Source organism: Brevundimonas sp. UBA7506 (assembly GCF_002479495.1).
Lineage (GTDB): Bacteria > Pseudomonadota > Alphaproteobacteria > Caulobacterales > Caulobacteraceae > Brevundimonas.
Map to the genome: position 1 here is coordinate 64,259 of NZ_DLNQ01000003.1, position 18,774 is coordinate 83,032.

Here is an 18,774-nt window from a genome sequence, read left to right on the forward strand (position 1 = left end):
GAAGCGGCTAGAACTTCCCGCTCAGCGAAACGGCCCGGGCCCACTCGACTTCATGCGCATTGTTCTGGTCACCGACGCCTGGGAACCCCAGGTCAACGGAGTCGTCCGCACCCTGACCCGCACCGTGGCCGAATGCCGCGCCATGGGCCATGAGGTCGACGTCATTGAACCCAGCCAGTTCAAGACCATTCCCTGCCCCACCTATCCCGAGATCCGGCTGGCCCTGGGCGCCGAAGAAGAGATTCGCGAACGCCTGCGCGCCTTCGAGCCCGAGGCCGTCCACATCGCCACCGAAGGCCCGCTTGGCATCGCCACGCGCCGCATCTGCGTGGAGTGGAAGCTGCCGTTCACGACCAGCTATCACACCAAGTTCCCCGAATACGTCTCGGCGCGGTTCCCGATCCCGGTCCAGGTCGGCTACGCCTACATGAAATGGTTCCACAAGCCGTCGGGCCGACTGATGGTGGCAACGCCCACCCTGCGCGATGAACTGGTCGAGCATGGCTTCCGTAACGTCTCGCCCTGGACGCGTGGGGTCGACACCGAGCTGTTCCGGCCCGACCTGGAGCCCATCTACAAGGAGATGGGCGGTGAGAACTGGCCCCGTCCCTTCTTCCTCAACGTCGGCCGCGTGGCGGTCGAGAAGAACATCGAGACCTTCCTTGAGCTCGACCTGCCCGGCACCAAGATCGTGGTCGGCGACGGCCCAGCCCGCGCCGATCTGGAAGAGAAGTACCCCGACGCCAAGTTCCTGGGTGCCCGCTTCGGCGACGAGTTGGCCCGCTGCTTCGCCGACGCCGACGTCTTCGTCTTCCCCAGCTGGACCGACACCTTCGGCCTGGTGATCCTGGAGGCCATGGGCGCCGGCACCCCGGTGGCGGCCTATCCGGCCCACGGCCCCATCGACATCATCCCGGGTTCGGGCGCGGGCTTCATCGACGACGACCTGAAGACGGCCTGCCTGAAAGCCCTGGAGCTGGATCGCAAGGATGTGCGCGCCTACGCCGAAAAGTTCAGCTGGCGCGCCTCGGCGGAACAGTTCGTCGAGAACCTGCAGCCCTACCCCGAGCCCGCGCGCGGCCGTTTCTGGCGCCGCCTGCGCCGCATCGCCCGGCTGAGGCGCAAGGCCGCAGCCTGACGCATGGCGAATGGCGGCGACAATCCATACCGCGCCCAACCCGACCATGCCTTCTGGTCGCGCGCCGTAGGGCATGTGGCGGCGGAAGACGTCGACCCCGTCGTTGCCCCGCGCTTCGCCCTCGGACGCGATGACCAGATCGTCACCGCTGGAAGCTGTTTCGCGCAGCATATTTCGCGGTCTCTGCAATCCCAGGGCTATCGCTATCTCGTCACCGAGCCGGGGCCGGCGGATCGGAACTACGGCGTCTATCCCGCCCGGTTCGGCAATATCTATACCGCCCGCCAGCTGCTGCAGCTGTTCCAGCGCGCTTTCGGTCTGTTTGCGCCCGCCGAGCCGGCCTGGCGCCTGGGCGAGCGGTTCGTCGATCCTTTCCGGCCGCAGATCGAGCCTGAAGGCTTCGACAGCGAAGAGGCCATGCTGGCCGACCGCGAACAGCACCTGGCCGCCGTGCGGACCATGTTCGAGCAGGCCGACGTCCTCGTCTTCACCCTGGGCCTGACCGAAGGCTGGGTGTCGCAGGAAGACGGCGCCGTGTTTCCTCTAGCGCCAGGGATCGCGGGCGATGCGGCTCGCCCCGACCTGATCCAGCCGCACCACTTCACGGTTCAGGAGATCGTCGACGACCTGAATGCCGTCCTGAAGCTGGCGCGCATCCTCACCCCTGATCTGCGGGTGCTGTTCACCGTCTCGCCAGTGGCCCTCATGGCCACGATCAGCGACCGCCATGTTCTGGCGGCCACGACCTATAGCAAGTCGGTGCTGCGCGTGGCGGCCGAGACCGTGGCGCGCCAAAACGAGGGCGTCGACTACTTCCCCAGCTATGAGATCATCACCGGCCCACAAAGCCGTGGCCGCTACTTCGCCGAGGACCTGCGCAACGTCCTGCCCGAAGGCGTGGCCCAGGTCATGAAGGTGTTCGGCCGTCACTATCTGGACGAGGCCGCCGCCCCGGCCTCGCCCAGGCCGTCCGCCTCTCGCGGACCGACGGCGACCGCGATGGATGAATACGCCGCCCTGCAAGGCGTCGTCTGCGACGAAGAAGCGATCGACCGGCCATGAAGATCGGCGTCCTCGGCAATTGTCAGGCGCACGGCGTGGCCCAATGCATCCGCCTGCTCGCGCCCCAGGTCGAGGTCGTGTCGCGCAGCGTCGCCCTGGCCGACGGCGACGAACCCGAGGTCATCACCGCCCTCGCCGCCGAAATGGCGGCCTGCGACCTGGCCCTGATCCAGACCCTTGAGGAGGTGCAGCCTCGCCTGACCGGCCTTTTCGAGACGGCGCTGGCGCAAAGCGGATCGCGCGCCCGCCGCTGGCCGCCGGTCATCTTTCGCGGCTTCCACCCCGACTGCGTCTATGTGATGCGCGATGGTCGGGCGATGGACGGGATCGTCGGCCCCTATCATTCGGCCCTGCTGTGCGCCGCCTGGGCCGAAGCGCTGGCGCCCGAACGTGCGGCCGGGTTGTTCAACGCCTTCGCCTATGCCGCCCTGGGCTATTTCGACGCCTTCGACGAGGCCGTCGCCCTGCTCGAGCCCCGCACCCGGCGCCACGGCTTTGATCTGTCCGCCTTCCTGAACGCCCCCGCCGCGCCCTTCATGCACACCGTCAACCACCCCCGTGTGGAAATCCTCCAGTCGGTCGCCGCCCAGGCGCTCGACCTGGCCGGAATTGCCCGCAGCCCGACGGCGCCTCTTCCGGAGGACGAACTGGCCCAAGGCCCGGTCTGGCCGGCCTATCCCGAACTGGCGCAGCGCGGCGGCTGGGCGCCGACACCGGCGTCATGGAGCCTGAGCGACATTCGGGCCGTCGCTCGACAGGCCTATGAGGCGCTCGACAAGCTCGGGGATAGAAGCCTCGGCTCAGGCCCTGGGGAACAGGCCATCCAGAGGGCGCGTCATTTCATCCGCACCCATGTCGTTCGTTGAGCGCCCCCAAAAGACAAACGCCCCAGGAGCGATCCCGGGGCGTCGTCATTTTGGCCTGAGCAGACCGTTTAGTTCGGACGGGCCATCGAAGTCATGGCGGCGGCCTTGGCGCGTTCGGCCGTCAGTTGATCGGCGGGCAGCGGCACCAGGCCGCGGTCCTGCAGGTAGCCGCCGCGGGCGGCGGAGCCTTCCGACATGAACTCCTGGACGAACTGCTCCAGGCCCGGCGTCACGCCCACGTGGGCCTTCTTGACGTAGATGTAGAGGCTGCGGGCCAGAGGATAGCTTCCGTCGGCGATGGTCTCGGCGGAGGGGGCGACGCCGTCGATGGTCTCGGCCTTCACGGTGTCCATGTTCTGCTCCAGGAAGGAGAAGCCGAACACGCCCAGCGAGCCTGGGGTGCGGGTCAGGGTCTGGACGATGGCGTTGTCGTTCTCGCCCGAGTCGACCCAGGCGCCGTCTTCACGCAGGGTGTGGGTCAGGGTCTCGAACTTGGTCTTGTCGTCCTTAAAGGCGGCGACGGCGGGGATCAGCTTGCCGCCCGGAGCCATGCCCAGCTCCAGGAAGGCGTCGCGCGTGCCCGAGGTGGGCGGCGGGCCGTAAACCTGGATGCGCTGGTTGGGCAGGCCCTTGTTGACGTCGTTCCAGGTCTTGGCCGGGTTGGCGATGAAGGTCCCGTTCGAGCCCGGCACTTCCTTGGCCAGACCTTCGTAGAGGTCGTTCAGTTCGAAGTTGAAGCTGTTGCCGGTGCGGGCCGTGGCGATGACGATGCCGTCGAAGCCGATCTTGATCTCGACGATGTCGGTGACGCCGTTGGCGACGCAGCGGTCGAACTCGCTCTGCTTCATCGGGCGCGAAGCGTTGGCGATGTCCGGGGTCGAGGGGCCGACGCCACCGCAGAAAGCCTGGATGCCGCCGCCGGTGCCCAGCGACTCGATGCGCGGCGCGGCCGTGCTGCCCGAGGTGCGGGCGAAGTTCTCAGCCACGCGGGTGGCGAAGGGGAAGACGGTCGAGGAACCGGCAGCCCAGATACCCGCGCGGGCCTTCTGGCTGCCAGGGGCGGCGCCGCCCTCGTTGTTGCCGCAGGCGGCGAGCGCGACCAGGGCGGCGGCGCAAGCGCCGAATTTGGCGGTGAGTTTCAGGGAACGGATCATGGCCGGACCTCTCCAAGTCGTCAGTATGCGACGCTTTAGAGCAGCAGAGTGTGACGGTCCGGCCAGACCTTTGTGACAGTCAGAGCAAACCTTGCGGCCGCCCCCGCAGAGGCCCGTTACAGCAGGCGCTTGCGCATGACCTGCGACAGGGTGTCGATCAGGGTCACGGCCACGACCACGATGATGACGATGGCCGACACCGCGCGGAAGTTAAAGGCGTTCATGCTGTCGAACAGCACCTGCCCGATGCCGCCGGCGCCGATCAGGCCCAGGACGGTGGCCGAACGGCTGTTGGATTCGAAGCGATAAAGGGCGAACGAGGTCCACAGCGGCGCCACCTGAGGGATCACGCCCCAGACGATCTCATGCAGCTTGGACGCGCCGGTGGCGCGGACGCCCTCGACCGGACCCTTGTCGATCGACTCGACCGCTTCCGAGAACAGCTTGGCCAGAACGCCGGCCGTGTTCAGGGTGATGGCCAGAACGCCGGCCAGAGGGCCGAGGCCCACGGCCGTGACGAACAGCAGGCCGATGACCAGATCGGGGACCGAACGCAGCAGGTTCATGACCCAGCGCACGGGCGTCACCACCCAGGCCGGCGCCATGTTGCGGGCGGCGGCCAGACCCAGGGGAATGCCGAACAGCACGGCCAGGAAGGTGCCCCACAGAGCGATCTGGACCGTCTCCCACATCTTGGCGACGAACATCTTCCAGTCGGAGAAGTCCGGACGCAGCAGGTCCTGCACGAACAGGCGGGTGCTCTCATTGCCCGAGAACAGGCGCGAGATATTGCCCAGATCGACGGCGTCGATGCTGTAGAGCAGGACGGCGATCACGCCGCCCCAGACCAGGATGTCCATCGCCCACGAGACGGCGGACTTTTGCGGCGCGGCGGGAACAGCGGCCGGCGTAAGCGGAGCAGAGGTCAAGGCTGGACCTCACGCAGGCTGCGCAGACGCTGAAGCTCGGCCGCGGCGGCGGCGGCGCCGGCCTTGTCGCCCTTGGCCTCGGCCTCGCCGCGCTTCTGGTCGGCGATCATCTCGCGGATCGGGTTCAGGTAGCTGTCGTCAGCGGCAGCGAAGCGCGAATACTCCAGACCGGCCAGAACCTTGCGCTGGCGCTCGGCTTCCGGGCCTTCGCCCTGGCCGTAGGTCAGGAAGAAGCTGCGGATCTTTTCCTTCAGGGCCGGATCCAGGTCTTCGCGCACGACGATGCCGCTTTCGGGGACCGGCGGCGAGACCCAGATCTCCTCGATCTGATCGGCCAGCTGCGGATTCTCGCGACGGATGAAGATGGTGTTGACGCTGTTCGAGGTCGCCACGTCGATCACGCCGGTGGCCACGCCGAAGGCGTTGGCCTGGTGATTGGCCGAGCGGACGGTCTTGAAGCATTGCGACGGCACGACGCCGCGCGCGTTGAACAGGAAGGTCATGGGCGCGAGCGTGCCCGAGGTCGATTGGGCGTCGCCGATGCCGAAGTTGTACTGCTTGCCGCAGGCCAGAACCTTGTCCAGCGTGATGCCCGAGCCCTTCTTGACGATCAGGGTCGACTGATAGCTGTCCAGGCCTTCACGGTTGACCGTGCGGGCGATGACCTCGGCGTTGGCGCGGTCGATGGCTTCGACCTCGGGCTTGGCGGAGAACCAGCCCACCTGGGTGTGGTTGCCGCGCATGGCTTCGACCAGAACCGTGTAGTTCGAGCCGAAGTAGGGCTTCACCGGCACGCCAATGGCCTTGGACATGTCATCAAGCAGGGGCTGCCACAGCGGGCCCGACGAGGCCTGGCCCTCGGCCGACAGGATGGAGAAGGTGATTTCCGTCGGGGCCGCGCCCGAGGTCTTCTCTTCGCCCTTGCCGCAAGCGGCGAGGCCCAGGGTCAGGGCGGCGACGGCGGCGACGCCCATGAGGCGGCGAGTGATGGGGGTGCGGGTCATGCCTTGGCTTCCCAGAACGCGTCCTCGTACTCAGGACCGTAAATTTCAATCAGGCGCTTGGAATCGAGACCGGTCGAGGGGCCATCGTAGACCACCTTGCCCTTTTGCAGGGCGATGACCCGGTCGCAATAGCGGATGGCGTAGTCGACCTGGTGCAGGGTGACGATGACGCCCATGCCGTCGCGCTTATTCAGTTCGACCAGCAACTCCATCACCTTGCGGGCCGAAACCGGGTCCAGCGAGGCGACAGGTTCGTCGGCCAGGATGGCCTGCGCGCCCTGAACGATGGCGCGGGCGATGGCGCCGCGCTGCTGCTGCCCGCCCGACAGGGTGTTGGCGCGCTGAGGTGCGTAGTCAGACACGCCGACGCGGTGCAGGGCCGCCATGGCCCGATCCTTGTCGGCCTTGGGCCAGACGCCGAAAATCCCGCGCCAGCCCGGCAGACGACCGAGCGCGCCCAGCATGACGTTGGAAAAGAGCGACAGGCGCCCTACCAGGTTGAACTGCTGGAAAATCATGCCCAGACGGCCGCGCGCCTTGCGCACGGCGCCGGTGATGCGGCCGTTCTGCTGAACGGTTTCGCCGAACACCTGGATCGTCCCCTTGCCGGGATCGATGGGATGCAGGCCGGTGATGGAGCGCAGCAGGGTGGACTTGCCCGATCCGGACGGACCGATCAGGGCGACCATCTCGCCGGCGGCCACTTCGACGGACACGCCGTCGAGCGCCTTTCGGGCTCCGTAGGTCTTTGACACATCCCTTACGGACGCGACAGCGGCGGTTGAAGAACTCATGAACCCGTGGGTGGCGGTTGCAACAGGGGGCGCCGCATGACGCGCCACGCGCGTTTCGACAAGTCTTAATGGCACGGCTGCGTCGTTTTCGTCCAGTCTGAGGCCCCGAAGCGCCGGTTCCCCTGTGGATCGGATGTGGATCAGGTCATGAAATTACCGCTTTACATGACAGCCGCGCATCCCTACATCGCGCGTTCCGGCGGACCCCGTGGTCTAACCGTTAAGCGCTGCTAACGCCGGTCTGGGTTAACAATTAGCAGGGGGTTACGTGAATTGCGCACGTACCAACTTCCCCTGGACCTGGTCCGTGAGCGGTCCCCTGAACGTCCCGTCGCCCTCGTGCGGCCGCGTTCGGTTTCCGTAGCGGCGCGCTGGTTCCAGGATAATCTGAAAGCCGACGTCTTCTATGCGGTGAAGGCGAACCCCTCGCGCTGGGTCATCGAGACCCTGGTCGAACAGGGCGTCAATGCTTTCGACGTCGCCTCCCTGGCTGAGATCGAGCTGGTTCGCTCGGTCAGCCCGAACGCGCGGCTGGCCTTCATGCACCCGGTCAAGAGCCGCGGCGCGATCCGTGCGGCCTACGCCGACCATGGCGTGCGCACCTTCGTGCTCGACAGCCACGACGAGCTGCAGAAGATCCTCGAGGCCACCGACAACGCCGACGACCTGAACCTGGTCGTGCGCATGGCCGTCTCGGCCGACGGCGCCGCCTATTCCCTGTCGGGCAAGTTCGGCGTCTCGCCGGATCAGGCCCCCGCCCTGCTGCTGGCCGTGCGCCAGGCGGTTCAGGACGGCCTGATGGGCGTGTCGTTCCACGTCGGCTCGCAGTGCATGCGTCCGTCGGCCTATGAAGCGGCCATGTCGCAGGTCGGCCGCGCCATCAAGAAGGCGGGCGTCTTCGTCGACATCGTCGACGTCGGCGGCGGCTTCCCTTCGGTCTACCCGGGCATGGTCCCGCCGGACCTGAGCGAATACGCCGACGCCATCCATCGCGGCTTCAACGAGATGCCGGTGTCGGAAACGACCGAGCTGTGGTGCGAACCCGGCCGGGCCCTGGTGGCCGAGTCGTCGTCGGTGCTGTGCCGCGTGGACCTGCGCAAGGGCGACGCCCTCTATCTGAACGACGGCTCCTACGGCTCGCTGTTCGACGCCACCCACTCGCGCTGGCCCTTCCCGACCAAGCTGGTCCGGGACGGTGAAAGCTCGGGCGAGTTGAAGCCCTTCCGCTTCTACGGCCCGACCTGCGACAGCATCGACCACATGCCGGGCCCGTTCTGGCTGCCGGCCGATGTGCAGGAAGGCGACTTCATCGAGATCGGCATGCTCGGCGCCTATGGCGTGGCCATGACGACGGGTTTCAACGGCTATGGCGAGCACGAGATCGCCGCGGTCGAGGACGCCCCGATGGCTTCGCTCTACGGCCTGGCTCCGCGCTCGATCCCCACGGTCCGCACCTCGGCCGAGGAAGCCGCCCGCAAGGTCGTCCGCCTGTCGCGCCCCAAGGGCAAGGCCGGCGCCCGCAAGCGCAAGCGCTGATCGCCTGACCCAAAACCGTCTTCGGACGTTGGCATGAGATCCGCAACGGCCCGTCGCTCCGTCCGGGCCGTTGCGTCTGCTTGACGACGGGCGCTCATATCTCAGGGAAACCGCCGAAATGAACGCTCCCGTTCAGTCGAACCAGAAGGCTGCGCTGCTGCAGAACACCGTCGAGCACGTCGACATCACATCCTTCGACGCGCGCCCGATCATCGACAGCATGCGCAAGATGTCCTTCAGCTCGCGCGACACCGCCCGCGCCGCCGACATCTTCAACATGGCGCTGGAAGACAAGGCCTGCTCCCCCTGGCTGATCCTGGCCGGCTCGACCTCGGCCGGCGGCTGCATGCACGTCTATCGCGACATGGTGAAGTTCGGGATGGTCGACGCCGTCGTCGCCACCGGCGCCTCGATCGTCGACATGGATTTCTTCGAGGCCCTGGGCTTCAAGCACTATCAGGCCGCCGGCGAGGTGGACGACAACGTCCTGCGCGACAACTACATCGACCGCATCTACGACACCTATATCGACGAGGAAGAGCTCCAGGCCTGCGACCACACCATCCTGGAGATCGCCAACCGCCTGGAGCCGCGCGGCTATTCCAGCCGCGAGTTCATCTGGGAGATGGGCAAGTGGCTGTCCGAGGGCAATGCGAAAAAGCCCGGCTCGCTGATCCAGACCGCCTATGAAGAAGGCGTGCCGATCTTCTGCCCGGCCTTTGTCGACAGCTCCGCCGGCTTCGGCCTGGTCAAGCACCAGAAGGAGCGCGCGGCCGCAGGCAAGCCCTATCTGATGCTGGACGCCATCGCCGACTTCCGCGAACTGACCGACATCAAGATCGCTGCGGGCGTGACCGGCCTGTTCATGGTCGGCGGCGGCGTGCCCAAGAACTTCGCCCAGGACACCGTCGTCTGCGCCGAGATCCTGGGCGTCGAAGCCGAGATGCACCGCTATGCGGTCCAGATCACCGTGGCCGACGTGCGCGACGGCGCCTGCTCATCCTCGACGCTGAAGGAGGCGGCGTCGTGGGGCAAGGTCCAGACGACGCACGAACAGATGGTCTTCGCCGAGGCCACGACCGTGGTGCCGCTGATCGGGTCGGACGCCTGGCATCGCGGCGCCTGGAAGAGCCGCGAGAAGCGGCGCTGGAACAAGCTGTTCGGCCATCCCTGTTAGGCCGCGACCTGAAGGCTCTGCCCTTTCGGCTCGACGCCTCAAGCAGCGCGAAGCGCGTTAGGCGCAAACAAGAAAGGCCGGCGGAGAAGTCCGCCGGCCTTTTCTTTGTTGGAACCCTCCCCCCACGGCTTCGCTTTTCCTCCTCAGCAAGGAGACGATGATGGCCGACCCCAAACTCGACACGCCCGAAGCTCTAGAAGCCGCCGCCATGGGCGAGAAGCCCGACCTGGGTCACACCCAGGATGCGCTCAAGAAGGCGCTGGAAGGCACTGACATGGGGTCGGACACCCGCGCGGGATCGCTGCGCGGCGGCTCGGCCAGCGGTTCGGAAATCGATCCGGACCAGGACACGATCAATGCGGCGCTGGCCGCCGAAGGTCGCCGCCTCAAGGCCGAAGGCGACAAACTGGCGGGTGGTCCGGCGGGCGGCCCGGCCGAAGCCCGCAAATCCACCGGCCAGCCCGGCGACGATGTTGATGCTCCAACCGGTTGAACCGCCTTGCTGCCGCCGCACGGATGGGCCACGGTGTTCATCAAGTTGAACAGTCTCAAGGACGTAGGCGGGATGAAGCGTAGCGTGGCAGCCGTCGCCGTGGCCCTTTCGGTCGGTCTCGTCGGATGCGATGAGCGCAGCCAGGCTGCGCCCGAGACCAGCCTGCCCCCGCCCGCAGACACGCCCGCCGAAATCGCGCCGGCCGCCGCTTCAGCCCCTGCCGCCGATGTCGAACCGGCGCCGGCGTCGATCGACGGCGCCCCGGCCTTCGCCGCCCTCTATCCCGGCGCTCAGACCGACGGCCCGGCCACGGTCGCCAACGGCCCGACCGGACCCGGCGGCCTGATCACCTTCACCACGGACGCCGGCCCCGACGCCGTCGTCGCCTTCTACAAACAGCGCGCCGAGGCCGCCGGCCTGGCCCCCGTCATGGCCATGAACCAGGGCGAGGCCCGCGCCTATGGCGCCGCCGCCCGCACCACCAACGGCGCCACCCTGCAGGTCGTGGCCTCGCCGGGCGAAGGGGGCCTGACCTCGGTGCAACTGACCTGGAGCGCCGGGGCCTGATGCACCGCCGGGGGGCCGTCATCGTCGCTGCCGTCGCCGCCGGGCTTTCGGCCTGCGCGGGCACCCCCGCCGCCCTGCGCCCGCAAGCGGTTCAAGCCACCGCCCCGGAAGCCAAGGGTTATCTGACCGGGCCGCTCATCCAGGCCCTGGCTGAAGCCGTGCCGCCACCGCCCACGCCCGGCTCCCCGACCGATCTGGCCGACAAGGCGCGCTCCAACCAGTTCAAGACGCTGGAGGACAGCGACCGCTGGCTCTTGGCCACCGCCCACGCCGAGTTGCGCCCGCCGCTGGCCCTGCAGCACTTCGACTGCACCCTGGGCGTGCGTCTGGGCTCGGCGGCGACGCCGAACCTGAACCGCCTGATGCAGAAGCTGTTCGACGATTCCGACGCCGCAGCCGAACTGGTCAAGGCGCGCGGTTTCCGCGCCCGCCCGGTCGGCGACGATCCCGAGCGCCGTCCCTGCCAACGCGTCAGCGAAGCGGGGCGCAGAGGCGCCTCCTATCCCTCGGGCAGTTCCACCGTCGCCACCGTCTATGGCGAGGCCTTCGCCGCCCTGGACCCCGAACGCGCGGCCGAAGCCCGCCGCATCGCCCACGAAATGGGCCTCAGCCGTTTGGTCTGCGGCATGCACTATCCCAGCGACGTCGCCGCCGGCGAAACCCTTGGCAAGGCCGTGTTCGACGCGGCCGCGACACGGCCGAGCTTCGACGCCGATCTGACCGCCGCCCGGGCTGAACTGGCCGCCGCCCGCGCGACCGGCCTGACCAGCCCCGGCTGCGCCGCCGAGCGTCTGGCCCTGGCCGCGCCCCTGCCCTGATGTCGTCGCTTCTGGCGCTCCTGCTGCTGGGCGCCGCGCCAGACCCCTGGGCCCTGCCCGCCGCCCGCCCCTGCACGGCGGCCGAACTGGCGGAACTGACCGACGCCGCGACCACGCCCTGGCGTCTGACCTGCCGCGCCGTGCTGGCGCCCGGTCAGGCCATCGTCCGTCCCATCCTGATCGAAGGCGCCGAGGCCTCCGGCGCCGGGCTGGACTGCAACGGCGGCGCGATCGGCCGCCCCGGCCTCCCCGTCACGACCCGTCAGCCCACCATCGCCGTCTGGTCGCGCCGCATCACGGCCCAGCACTGGAGCCGGCCCACCGACATCCGCATCACGAACTGCACGATCCACGGCGCGGTGCGCGTCTGGGGCATGGGGGCGGACGGCGGCTATGACGACCTGCGCGCCTCGTCTCGCACCGCCGACCATACGGCGACGACGCAAGGGTCGGCGCCGTCACACATCGCACTGGACCGGGTGACCATCGTCGGGACCGGCTCCATCCCCCTCTACGTCGGGCCGGGGGTGACGCGGCTCAGCCTAACCCACTCGACCCTGAGCGGCCGCAGCGATGCGACCGCCCTTTATCTGGACGCCGAGAGCGCCGACAACCGGATCGAGAACAACGTCATCGCCGTGGGGACCCGGCGCGAGGTTGTCGCCATTGACGGTTCAGCGCGTAACCGCATCATCGGCAACCGCTTCGATCTGAAGGGGCGTCCCGGCGTCTTCCTGTATCGCAACTGCGGCGAGCGCGGCGTGATCCGGCATCAGACGCCGTCGAACAATCAGATCACGGACAATGTCTTCTCGGGCGCCGCGCGGCTGCGCCCGCAACGGGTCGTGGTCGGCGCGCGCGAGGGCCGCCGCTCCTACTGCGGCGAGGATCGCGGCTATCCCTGGGGCAGCAGCGCCGACGACGGCGACCGCGCCACGGGCAATGTCGTGGCGCGGAACGCTCGTCGCTGACTAGGCTGGGCGGCCGGTCGCCAAGGCGCCGTACAGTTCCGGACGACGGTCGCGGAAGAAGCCCCAGGCGGCGCGATACTGATCCAGGAAGTCGAGGTCGAAGGCGTGGACCAGCACGCCCTCTTCGCCCGTCAGGCTCTCGACCAGATCGCCGCGATGGTCGGCGATGAAGGAGTGGCCGTAGAAGCTCTGACCGGCCTCGGTCAGGGTCTCGTGACCGATGCGGTTCGAGGCGATGACCGGCATGGCGTTGGAGACGGCGTGGCCCTGCATGGCGCGCTGCCACGGGGCGGCGGTGTCCAGGGTGGCGTCATGCGGCTCCGAGCCAATGGCGGTCGGATACATCAGGATGTCGGCGCCCTGAAGCGCCATGGCGCGCGCGGCCTCGGGATACCACTGGTCCCAGCAGATGCCGACGCCGATGCGGCCGAAGCGGGTGTTCCAGACCTTGAAGCCGGTGTCGCCGGGGCGGAAGTAGTACTTCTCCTGATAGCCGGGGCCGTCCGGGATATGGCTCTTGCGATAAACGCCCAGAGCCTCGCCGTCGGCGTCCAGCATGACCATCGAGTTGAAGTAGTGCGGGCCTTCCTTCTCGAAGATCGAGACGGGGATGACCACGCCCAGTTCCTTGGCCACCGACTGCAGCTGGACCACGGCCGGATGCTCGCGCCACGGATAGGCTGAGGTGAACCAGTGCTCTTCCTGCGTCACGCAGAAGTAGGGGCCCTGGAACAGTTCCGACGGCAGAATGACCTGCGCGCCTTTCGCCGCGGCCTGACGGATCAGGCCGATGGTCTTGTCGATGTTCGCCTGCATATCCTCGCCGTACGAGGTCTGGAGGGCGGCGACGGTGACGGTGCGGGTCATCTTTACGCGGGCTCCTGCTGGCTGATGCAGTGGAAGGATCCGCCGCCGGTCAGGACGGCGTTGGACGGCGACAGGACGATCTCGCGGTCGGGGAAGACGGTGGCCAGGGCCTCGCCCGCCAGACGGGCCGCGACATCATCGCCATAGGTCGGCACCACGACGGCGCCGTTGGCGATCAGGAAGTTCATGTGGCTGGCCGGGACCGGGCGCTCGTCGGCGTCCAACACCAGGCCGGGCGACGGAATGCGCAGGACCTTGAGCTTGCGGCCCATGGCGTCGGTCGTTTCAGACAGCAGGCGGGCGGTGTCGTCATAGACCTCGGCGTTCGGGTCCTTGCGGCCGAAGGCGATGGGGCAGGCGACGACGCCGGGGGCGACGAAGCGGGCCAGATTGTCGACATGACCGTCGGTGTGGTCGTTCAGCAGGCCGTCGCCCAGCCAGACCACCACCTTGGCGCCGACCGAGGCGGCCAGGGCGGCCTCAGCCTCGGCCCCGGTCCAGGTCTTGTTACGGTTCCTGTTCAACAGGCACTGACGCGTGGTCAGGACCGTGCCTTCGCCGTCGTGGTCCAGGGCGCCGCCTTCGAGGATGAAGTCATGACGGGTGGTCGGCACGCCGGAAAACTCGGCGATCTGATCAGCGACCTCGTCGTCGTGGGGATAGTCGTACTTGCCGCCCCAGCCGTTGACGCTGAAGGTCTGGGCCGTCTTCGAGCCGGCGTTGAAGATCGGGCCGGTGTCGCGCAGCCAGATGTCGCCGAAGCGCGCCGCCACGACCTCGATCCCATCGACGCCGTCCAGACGCGCGCGGGCGCCGGGCAGGGCCTCGTCATTGCCGACCATCAGCTTGACGTTTTCGCGCCCCGGACCGGCAAGCGCCCTGACCAGGGCCTCGACCTCGTCCTGGGCCTGGGCGAAATACTCGCCCCACAGCTCGGCATGGCTGGGCCAGCCGACCCACATGGCCCGGTGCGGCGTCCATTCGGCGGGGATGGCCATAGTCAGAGGCGATGTCATGAGCGAAGTCGATCCGAACGGAAGAAAGGCAGACCGCGCCAGATAGGCCGAGACGCCCCCCGGTTCAATGTTTGCGGGCGATCGGCCGCAGCCGCCGGAACGGGCCTCAAGTAGCGCGAACGCGCGGCAGGCCGGCAAACAAAGAAAAGGGCGGCCCGTCGCCGGACCGCCCTCCTCATTTCTGGATCGAAGCTGAAGCTTAGAAGCTGTAGCGGATCGAAGCCATGATCGTACGCGGAGCGCCGACGCCCGCGAACGGACGGCTGTAGCCCAGCTGGCCCGGGGTCGCCGACGCGCGGGTGCCCAGGGTCGAGTAGTACTGCTCGTCCAGCAGGTTGATGACGTTCAGCTGCAGGTAGGTGCCGTCCAGACCCAGGGTCGAGAAGTCGAAGCGGGCGTCCAGATCGACGACGGTGAAGGCGTCAACCTTCAGGTCGTTGACGTCGGTGACCCAACGCTCACCCGTGTACTTGCCCTGAACGCCGGCCGAGAAGACGTCGTTGAACTTGTACGAGGCGCGCAGCGAGAACATTTGTTCCGGCGTTTCAACCTGCTTCTTGCCCTTGGTCTGCAGCTCAGCGCCCGCCGCGTTGTAGCGGTAGTTGTCCTGCAGTTCGCTGTTGAGCAGCGAGACCGTGCCGTACAGGTTCAGCTTCTCGGTCGGCTGCCAGCCCAGCGAGGCTTCGAAACCGATCGATTCCACGGCGCCGACGTTACGGTCGACGAACTGACCCAGGTCTTCGTCCCAGGTGCTGACGATGCGGTTGTCGAACTCGTTCTGGAACACCGAGGCCTGAGCCACGATGGTCGAGGTGGTGTAGCGGTAACCCAGGTCGATGTTCTTCGAGGTTTCCGGCTGAACCGTCGGGTTGCCGATCGAGTTATCGGCAAAACGCGTGACGGCGTAGAGGCTGTCCGTACGCGGAGCCGACAGGGACTCGCTGTAGCTACCGAAGACCGAGTGGCCTTCGCCGAAGCGGTAGGTGGCGCCGACGTTCGGCAGGATGTCGTCGAACTTCACTTCACGCGAGTACGGCTTGATGTACTGCGTCGTGCCGCGGCCGGCGAAGGTGACGTTGCCGTTTGCCAGGGTCGCGTTCGGCACTTCCGAGGTGCAGAGCACGTTCGACGAGGCGTTCTGCGTGTAGCAGTACTGGTTCAGTTCGCGCTTGAAGAAGGGAGCACGGACACCCAGCGTGACCGTCAGGGCTTCCTGCAGGAAGCGACCGCGGTATTCGGCCGAGAACTGGTTCAGCGAGGCGATCGACTTGCGGTCGCGCGACTGCAGGGCGTAGCCGTCCAGGTTGACGACGCGGTTGTCCGTGTCGTTACGACCGCCGAAGACGTCGACGAAGGTCGGGTTCGACGGGTTCGAGAAGTCGACGAAGCCGTAGTTGCCGGTCTGACGGTGACGACCCCAGTCCAGCGCATAGGCGGCGCGCAGACGGTGGTTGTCGTTCAGATCCCAGATCAGCGAGCTGTTCAGGCCGTAGCGGTGGGTGTTGGTGTTGGACGGCGACATGACGCGCACGCGGTCCAGGGTGTCGCCGTCGCCGTTCAGGTCGACGCCGCCCGTGGTTTTCGTGCCGCGCAGCAGGGCGTCGGTTTCCGACAGAACGGTCTGCTGGGTGCCGCCGTTGGCCAGGGTGTACTGGAACGAGGGGTCGACCGTCAGGACCAGGCCGTCCATCAGGGTGAAGCGCGAGTTGCCGCGGATGTTGCCCGTGTTGGACGGGTTCACGCGCAGACCCCAGTAGTTGGAGCCGTTGGCGTCATTGTCGGCGACGCCGTTGCGGAAGGTCGGGGCGATATAGGTGCGGTCGAAGTCGACGCCCCAGCCGAACGGGTTCGCCGGATCATTGACCTGATCGACGCAGACCTGGGTCTTGGCGACGTCGCAGAAGCCGGTGGCGGTGCCGAGGTTCGGGCCGTTGTAGTTGTTGTTGCGGTTCTCGTTGTAGTGACCCGACAGGGCCACGAAGTCGCCGTTGTCGCCCAGCGGCTGATAGATGCGGGCGTTGTACTGCACCTTCTCCAGCTCGCCGATGCCCTTGAACTTGTCATAGTTCTGGTACGAGGCGGCGACCCAGGCGGTGGTGCCCCACGGGCCGAACTCGCCCGTGTTGAACAGGCCCATGACGCGGCGATAGTTGAAGTCGCCCAGCGAACCCTGGACCCAGCCGCCCATGTCGGTGGTCGGACGCAGCGTCACATAGTTGATGGTGCCGCCGGTGGCCGAAGCGGTCGGGCTGTCGACGTCGGTCGAACCGGTGTTGACCGAGGCGCGCTCGATCAGTTCCGGGTCCATCTGCTGGTTGGTGTACGACGAGTAGTTGCCGGTGTCGTTCAGCGGGATGCCGTCGAAGGTCAGCGAGACGCGGGCGCCGTCGAAGCCGCGCAGACGGATGTTGCCGCCCGACGAACCATAGGGGTCGGCGTTGGTGAAGCTCAGGCCCGGCGTCAGGTTCAGGGTCTGCAGGATGGTCTGACCAGCGGCCTGGGTGGCGATGAATTCCTGGTTGACGGTGTTGCGGGTCTTGGCGACGGTTTCAGCAACCGCCAGACCTTCCAGGTTGCGCGGGCCGCGCTGGCCGGTCACGACGACGTCGCTGACTTCCGTGGCTTCGGTGCCGGTCGATTGGGCCGAAGCGGCGCCGGCCATGAGAAGGCCGCTCATGAGGGCGGTCGTCGCCCAGAACAGCTGTTTGCGGTTGGTCATCTGTTGGTATCCCCAGTGATGAAGGCGTAGCGCCATGCGCGGCAGGCCGTGACGCCTGTCGAGATGGGCTGGGCCTTAAGGCCGCTGCGGGAAGTTTGGACGACAGTCGTGTGACAGTGATATGACAGTCGCCGGGGGTGGCTATATCGTCACACCTCTGTGGATGGTTTCATCTCCCCATCCGACAGGGCCGTCAGCCGGCGCGCACCGCGAAAGCGTCGGCGATCAGATTAGCCGTCGAGCGCATGGCGCGGGGCTCGTGATAATTGCCGTTGATCTGGCTGCGAGCGATCACGTGTGCGCGGAACGCCGTGAAAAGCTTGGCGTCGGCGGGCTTGGGCGCGCTCCAAAAATCATCCAGAGGCTGCTGGTCGGTCAGGCCTTCAAAATCGAAGAAGGCGTCGCCCATCACCTTGACCGGGGTACGGAACCCCAGCGCCGACAGGGCCGCGCTGGAGTTATTGACCACCATGCCCTGTGACGCGCGGCACAGCTGGGCCAGGTTGCCGCCGTCGATGAAATCGACCCGGTCATCCAGCCCGCGCTCCACCGCCAGGCAACGGGTCATGTGCTCCAGATCCGACAACCCCGGATCCAGAGGATGGTTCTTGACCACCAGCCGGCAGTCCTTGGGCGCATGGCGAGCGAAGCTGCCCATGACCTCGGCCAGGAAGGCGGTGTTGTCGGCATAGGAGGAATAGCGCAGCAGCTGGGCGTCGCCTTCCCGCTGCAGGCAGGCGATGAAGAAGGGACCGCGCGCGCGGATCACGTCGGCGTCGCAGGACTGCTTGGGACGCGTGGCCAGGCCGAAATAGCGGCGGATATGGCCGAAAAACTGCCGCCAGGGCGAAACCGTATAGGGGTGCCGATAGCGCGGGAAGGCCAGCCGCCCCAGCGGCTGCACCGCATGATAGAAGCTGATGTTGAACACGTGATGCGGCAGGATCTTGCCGACCGGGCGCGTCACCGGCAGCTCGGGGCCGGGTATGGCGTATCCCGCCGCTGAACGCGGCAGGCTGCTGGAGCCGTTGACCCCGTTCTGCTCCAGAGTGATCCAGTCGGGGCGGAAGTAGCCGTTCTCGAGCACCCAGACGCGCGCCTTCAGCGCCTCGGCCTGAGCCAGGACGCCCTGATTATAGGGACCGCCCTCGCCGAAGACGATGATGTCGGTGAACTGATCGGCCAGTTCCCGGACCCGGGCAGGCCAACGTCGCACATGGTCGCGGAAAGTCACGCCGCCGGGGCGCCGCCAGGTCACAAGGTCGCCGGCGTTGAAAATCATGCGGCCGACTTCGCCGCCCCTTGCGATGACAGCCTGGGCCAGAAGCCGCCCGAACCCGCCGAACGGGGCCGTGACGATCAGAAAGCGGCGGCCGCGCAAATCCGCCTGCACCAGCGGGATTGCATTCGGCTGATCAGGATCAAATGGCGCAAGCAAACGCGGGGTGTCTTTCCAAGAATCGAGCCCCTTCCTAGTGCCAAGGCCACGTCGATGACAAGGCGGTTGGACGGTCGGATCGAGTCTGCATTGTGCTGACAAGAAGGCCGCCGGCTCTGGACGAGGCCGACGGCCGGACTTTTTCGACATCCTGGACATCGTTCCCGGAGCGAGACCTTTCGGTCTGCTCCGGGGACTTCATGCCTTAGAAGTTGATGTCGATGG

General features: G+C 67.1%; 17 protein-coding genes. 9 read left to right on the top strand and 8 right to left on the bottom strand.

What is annotated here, in order from left to right; genetic code table 11:
* Window positions 1-52: 52 nt before the first annotated feature.
* From B3K53_RS01515 to B3K53_RS01525, 3 genes are read left to right on the top strand one after another with little or no spacing between them, the layout of a single operon-like run.
* Window positions 53-1,138: a glycosyltransferase family 4 protein gene (locus B3K53_RS01515; protein ID WP_292082301.1), complete on the top strand. Its 1,086-nt coding sequence runs from the start codon at window positions 53-55 to the stop codon at window positions 1,136-1,138.
* Between the two features lie 3 nt (window positions 1,139-1,141).
* A complete protein-coding gene (locus B3K53_RS01520; RefSeq protein ID WP_292082303.1) occupies window positions 1,142-2,200 on the top strand; it encodes a GSCFA domain-containing protein in 1,059 nt (352 codons plus the stop codon).
* Window positions 2,197-3,066, top strand: coding sequence for a WcbI family polysaccharide biosynthesis putative acetyltransferase (locus tag B3K53_RS01525; RefSeq protein ID WP_292082305.1), 870 nt, complete (start codon window positions 2,197-2,199; stop codon window positions 3,064-3,066). Before B3K53_RS01520 ends, B3K53_RS01525 begins: the two co-directional genes overlap by 4 nt.
* Before the next feature lie 68 nt (window positions 3,067-3,134).
* On the opposite strand, the gene B3K53_RS01530 is transcribed toward B3K53_RS01525, so the two are convergent.
* From B3K53_RS01530 to phnC, 4 genes are all read right to left on the bottom strand, one after another.
* Window positions 3,135-4,220, bottom strand: a complete 1,086-nt coding sequence (locus B3K53_RS01530) for a substrate-binding domain-containing protein (RefSeq protein WP_292082306.1) — start codon at window positions 4,218-4,220, stop codon at window positions 3,135-3,137.
* Window positions 4,221-4,336: 116 nt separating this feature from the next.
* Window positions 4,337-5,080 (bottom strand): phosphonate ABC transporter, permease protein PhnE, encoded by a 744-nt coding sequence (gene phnE, locus B3K53_RS01535; RefSeq protein WP_292082326.1) that lies wholly within the window; start codon window positions 5,078-5,080, stop codon window positions 4,337-4,339.
* A 65-nt stretch (window positions 5,081-5,145) separates the two neighbouring features.
* Window positions 5,146-6,153: a phosphate/phosphite/phosphonate ABC transporter substrate-binding protein gene (gene phnD / locus B3K53_RS01540; protein WP_292082309.1), complete on the bottom strand. Its 1,008-nt coding sequence runs from the start codon at window positions 6,151-6,153 to the stop codon at window positions 5,146-5,148.
* Complete coding sequence (phnC, locus tag B3K53_RS01545; RefSeq protein WP_292082311.1) at window positions 6,150-6,947, bottom strand: phosphonate ABC transporter ATP-binding protein; 798 nt, start codon at window positions 6,945-6,947, stop codon at window positions 6,150-6,152. Before phnC ends, phnD begins: the two co-directional genes overlap by 4 nt.
* Window positions 6,948-7,220: 273 nt before the next feature.
* Between phnC and B3K53_RS01550 the strand changes: the two genes are divergently transcribed.
* From B3K53_RS01550 to B3K53_RS01575, 6 genes are all read left to right on the top strand, one after another.
* Window positions 7,221-8,483, top strand: coding sequence for a type III PLP-dependent enzyme (locus B3K53_RS01550; RefSeq protein ID WP_292082313.1), 1,263 nt, complete (start codon window positions 7,221-7,223; stop codon window positions 8,481-8,483).
* A gap of 118 nt (window positions 8,484-8,601) precedes the next feature.
* Window positions 8,602-9,660, top strand: a complete 1,059-nt coding sequence (locus B3K53_RS01555; RefSeq protein ID WP_292082315.1) for a 1,9-bis(guanidino)-5-aza-nonane synthase — start codon at window positions 8,602-8,604, stop codon at window positions 9,658-9,660.
* Between the two features lie 160 nt (window positions 9,661-9,820).
* Window positions 9,821-10,153 (top strand): ribonuclease, encoded by a 333-nt coding sequence (locus B3K53_RS01560; protein WP_292082317.1) that lies wholly within the window; start codon window positions 9,821-9,823, stop codon window positions 10,151-10,153.
* Window positions 10,154-10,225: 72 nt separating this feature from the next.
* A complete protein-coding gene (locus tag B3K53_RS01565; protein WP_292082318.1) occupies window positions 10,226-10,720 on the top strand; it encodes a hypothetical protein in 495 nt (164 codons plus the stop codon).
* Window positions 10,720-11,538, top strand: coding sequence for a phosphatase PAP2 family protein (locus B3K53_RS01570; protein WP_292082319.1), 819 nt, complete (start codon window positions 10,720-10,722; stop codon window positions 11,536-11,538). The genes B3K53_RS01565 and B3K53_RS01570 overlap by 1 nt, the downstream gene beginning before the upstream one ends.
* Complete coding sequence (locus tag B3K53_RS01575) at window positions 11,538-12,509, top strand: right-handed parallel beta-helix repeat-containing protein (RefSeq protein ID WP_292082321.1); 972 nt, start codon at window positions 11,538-11,540, stop codon at window positions 12,507-12,509. Before B3K53_RS01570 ends, B3K53_RS01575 begins: the two co-directional genes overlap by 1 nt.
* On the opposite strand, the gene aguB is transcribed toward B3K53_RS01575, so the two are convergent.
* From aguB to B3K53_RS01595, 4 genes are all read right to left on the bottom strand, one after another.
* The gene (aguB, locus tag B3K53_RS01580; RefSeq protein WP_292082322.1) at window positions 12,510-13,376 is read right to left on the bottom strand and encodes an N-carbamoylputrescine amidase; all 867 of its coding nucleotides are present in this window, start codon (window positions 13,374-13,376) and stop codon (window positions 12,510-12,512) included. It abuts the gene before it with no gap.
* Window positions 13,377-13,378: 2 nt separating this feature from the next.
* The gene (locus tag B3K53_RS01585) at window positions 13,379-14,392 is read right to left on the bottom strand and encodes an agmatine deiminase family protein (protein ID WP_292082323.1); all 1,014 of its coding nucleotides are present in this window, start codon (window positions 14,390-14,392) and stop codon (window positions 13,379-13,381) included.
* A 199-nt stretch (window positions 14,393-14,591) separates the two neighbouring features.
* Window positions 14,592-17,111: a TonB-dependent receptor gene (locus B3K53_RS01590; protein ID WP_292082324.1), complete on the bottom strand. Its 2,520-nt coding sequence runs from the start codon at window positions 17,109-17,111 to the stop codon at window positions 14,592-14,594.
* Window positions 17,112-17,304: 193 nt separating this feature from the next.
* Complete coding sequence (locus B3K53_RS01595) at window positions 17,305-18,549, bottom strand: capsule biosynthesis protein (RefSeq protein WP_292082325.1); 1,245 nt, start codon at window positions 18,547-18,549, stop codon at window positions 17,305-17,307.
* Window positions 18,550-18,774: the final 225 nt, after the last annotated feature.

Bases quoted from the DNA above. Each gene is read 5' to 3' on its own strand.
- B3K53_RS01575 (WP_292082321.1), top strand. From the start codon at position 11,538: ATGTCGTCGCTTCTGGCGCTCCTGCTGCTGGGCGCCGCGCCAGACCCC.
- B3K53_RS01585 (WP_292082323.1), bottom strand. From the start codon at position 14,392: ATGACATCGCCTCTGACTATGGCCATCCCCGCCGAATGGACGCCGCAC.
- B3K53_RS01515 (WP_292082301.1), top strand. From the start codon at position 53: ATGCGCATTGTTCTGGTCACCGACGCCTGGGAACCCCAGGTCAACGGA.
- B3K53_RS01590 (WP_292082324.1), bottom strand. From the start codon at position 17,111: ATGACCAACCGCAAACAGCTGTTCTGGGCGACGACCGCCCTCATGAGC.
- phnD (WP_292082309.1), bottom strand. From the start codon at position 6,153: ATGACCCGCACCCCCATCACTCGCCGCCTCATGGGCGTCGCCGCCGTC.
- phnE (WP_292082326.1), bottom strand. From the start codon at position 5,080: ATGGACATCCTGGTCTGGGGCGGCGTGATCGCCGTCCTGCTCTACAGC.
- B3K53_RS01525 (WP_292082305.1), top strand. From the start codon at position 2,197: ATGAAGATCGGCGTCCTCGGCAATTGTCAGGCGCACGGCGTGGCCCAA.
- B3K53_RS01530 (WP_292082306.1), bottom strand. From the start codon at position 4,220: ATGATCCGTTCCCTGAAACTCACCGCCAAATTCGGCGCTTGCGCCGCC.
- B3K53_RS01560 (WP_292082317.1), top strand. From the start codon at position 9,821: ATGGCCGACCCCAAACTCGACACGCCCGAAGCTCTAGAAGCCGCCGCC.
- aguB (WP_292082322.1), bottom strand. From the start codon at position 13,376: ATGACCCGCACCGTCACCGTCGCCGCCCTCCAGACCTCGTACGGCGAG.
- B3K53_RS01555 (WP_292082315.1), top strand. From the start codon at position 8,602: ATGAACGCTCCCGTTCAGTCGAACCAGAAGGCTGCGCTGCTGCAGAAC.
- B3K53_RS01520 (WP_292082303.1), top strand. From the start codon at position 1,142: ATGGCGAATGGCGGCGACAATCCATACCGCGCCCAACCCGACCATGCC.
- B3K53_RS01565 (WP_292082318.1), top strand. From the start codon at position 10,226: ATGAAGCGTAGCGTGGCAGCCGTCGCCGTGGCCCTTTCGGTCGGTCTC.
- B3K53_RS01570 (WP_292082319.1), top strand. From the start codon at position 10,720: ATGCACCGCCGGGGGGCCGTCATCGTCGCTGCCGTCGCCGCCGGGCTT.
- phnC (WP_292082311.1), bottom strand. From the start codon at position 6,947: ATGAGTTCTTCAACCGCCGCTGTCGCGTCCGTAAGGGATGTGTCAAAG.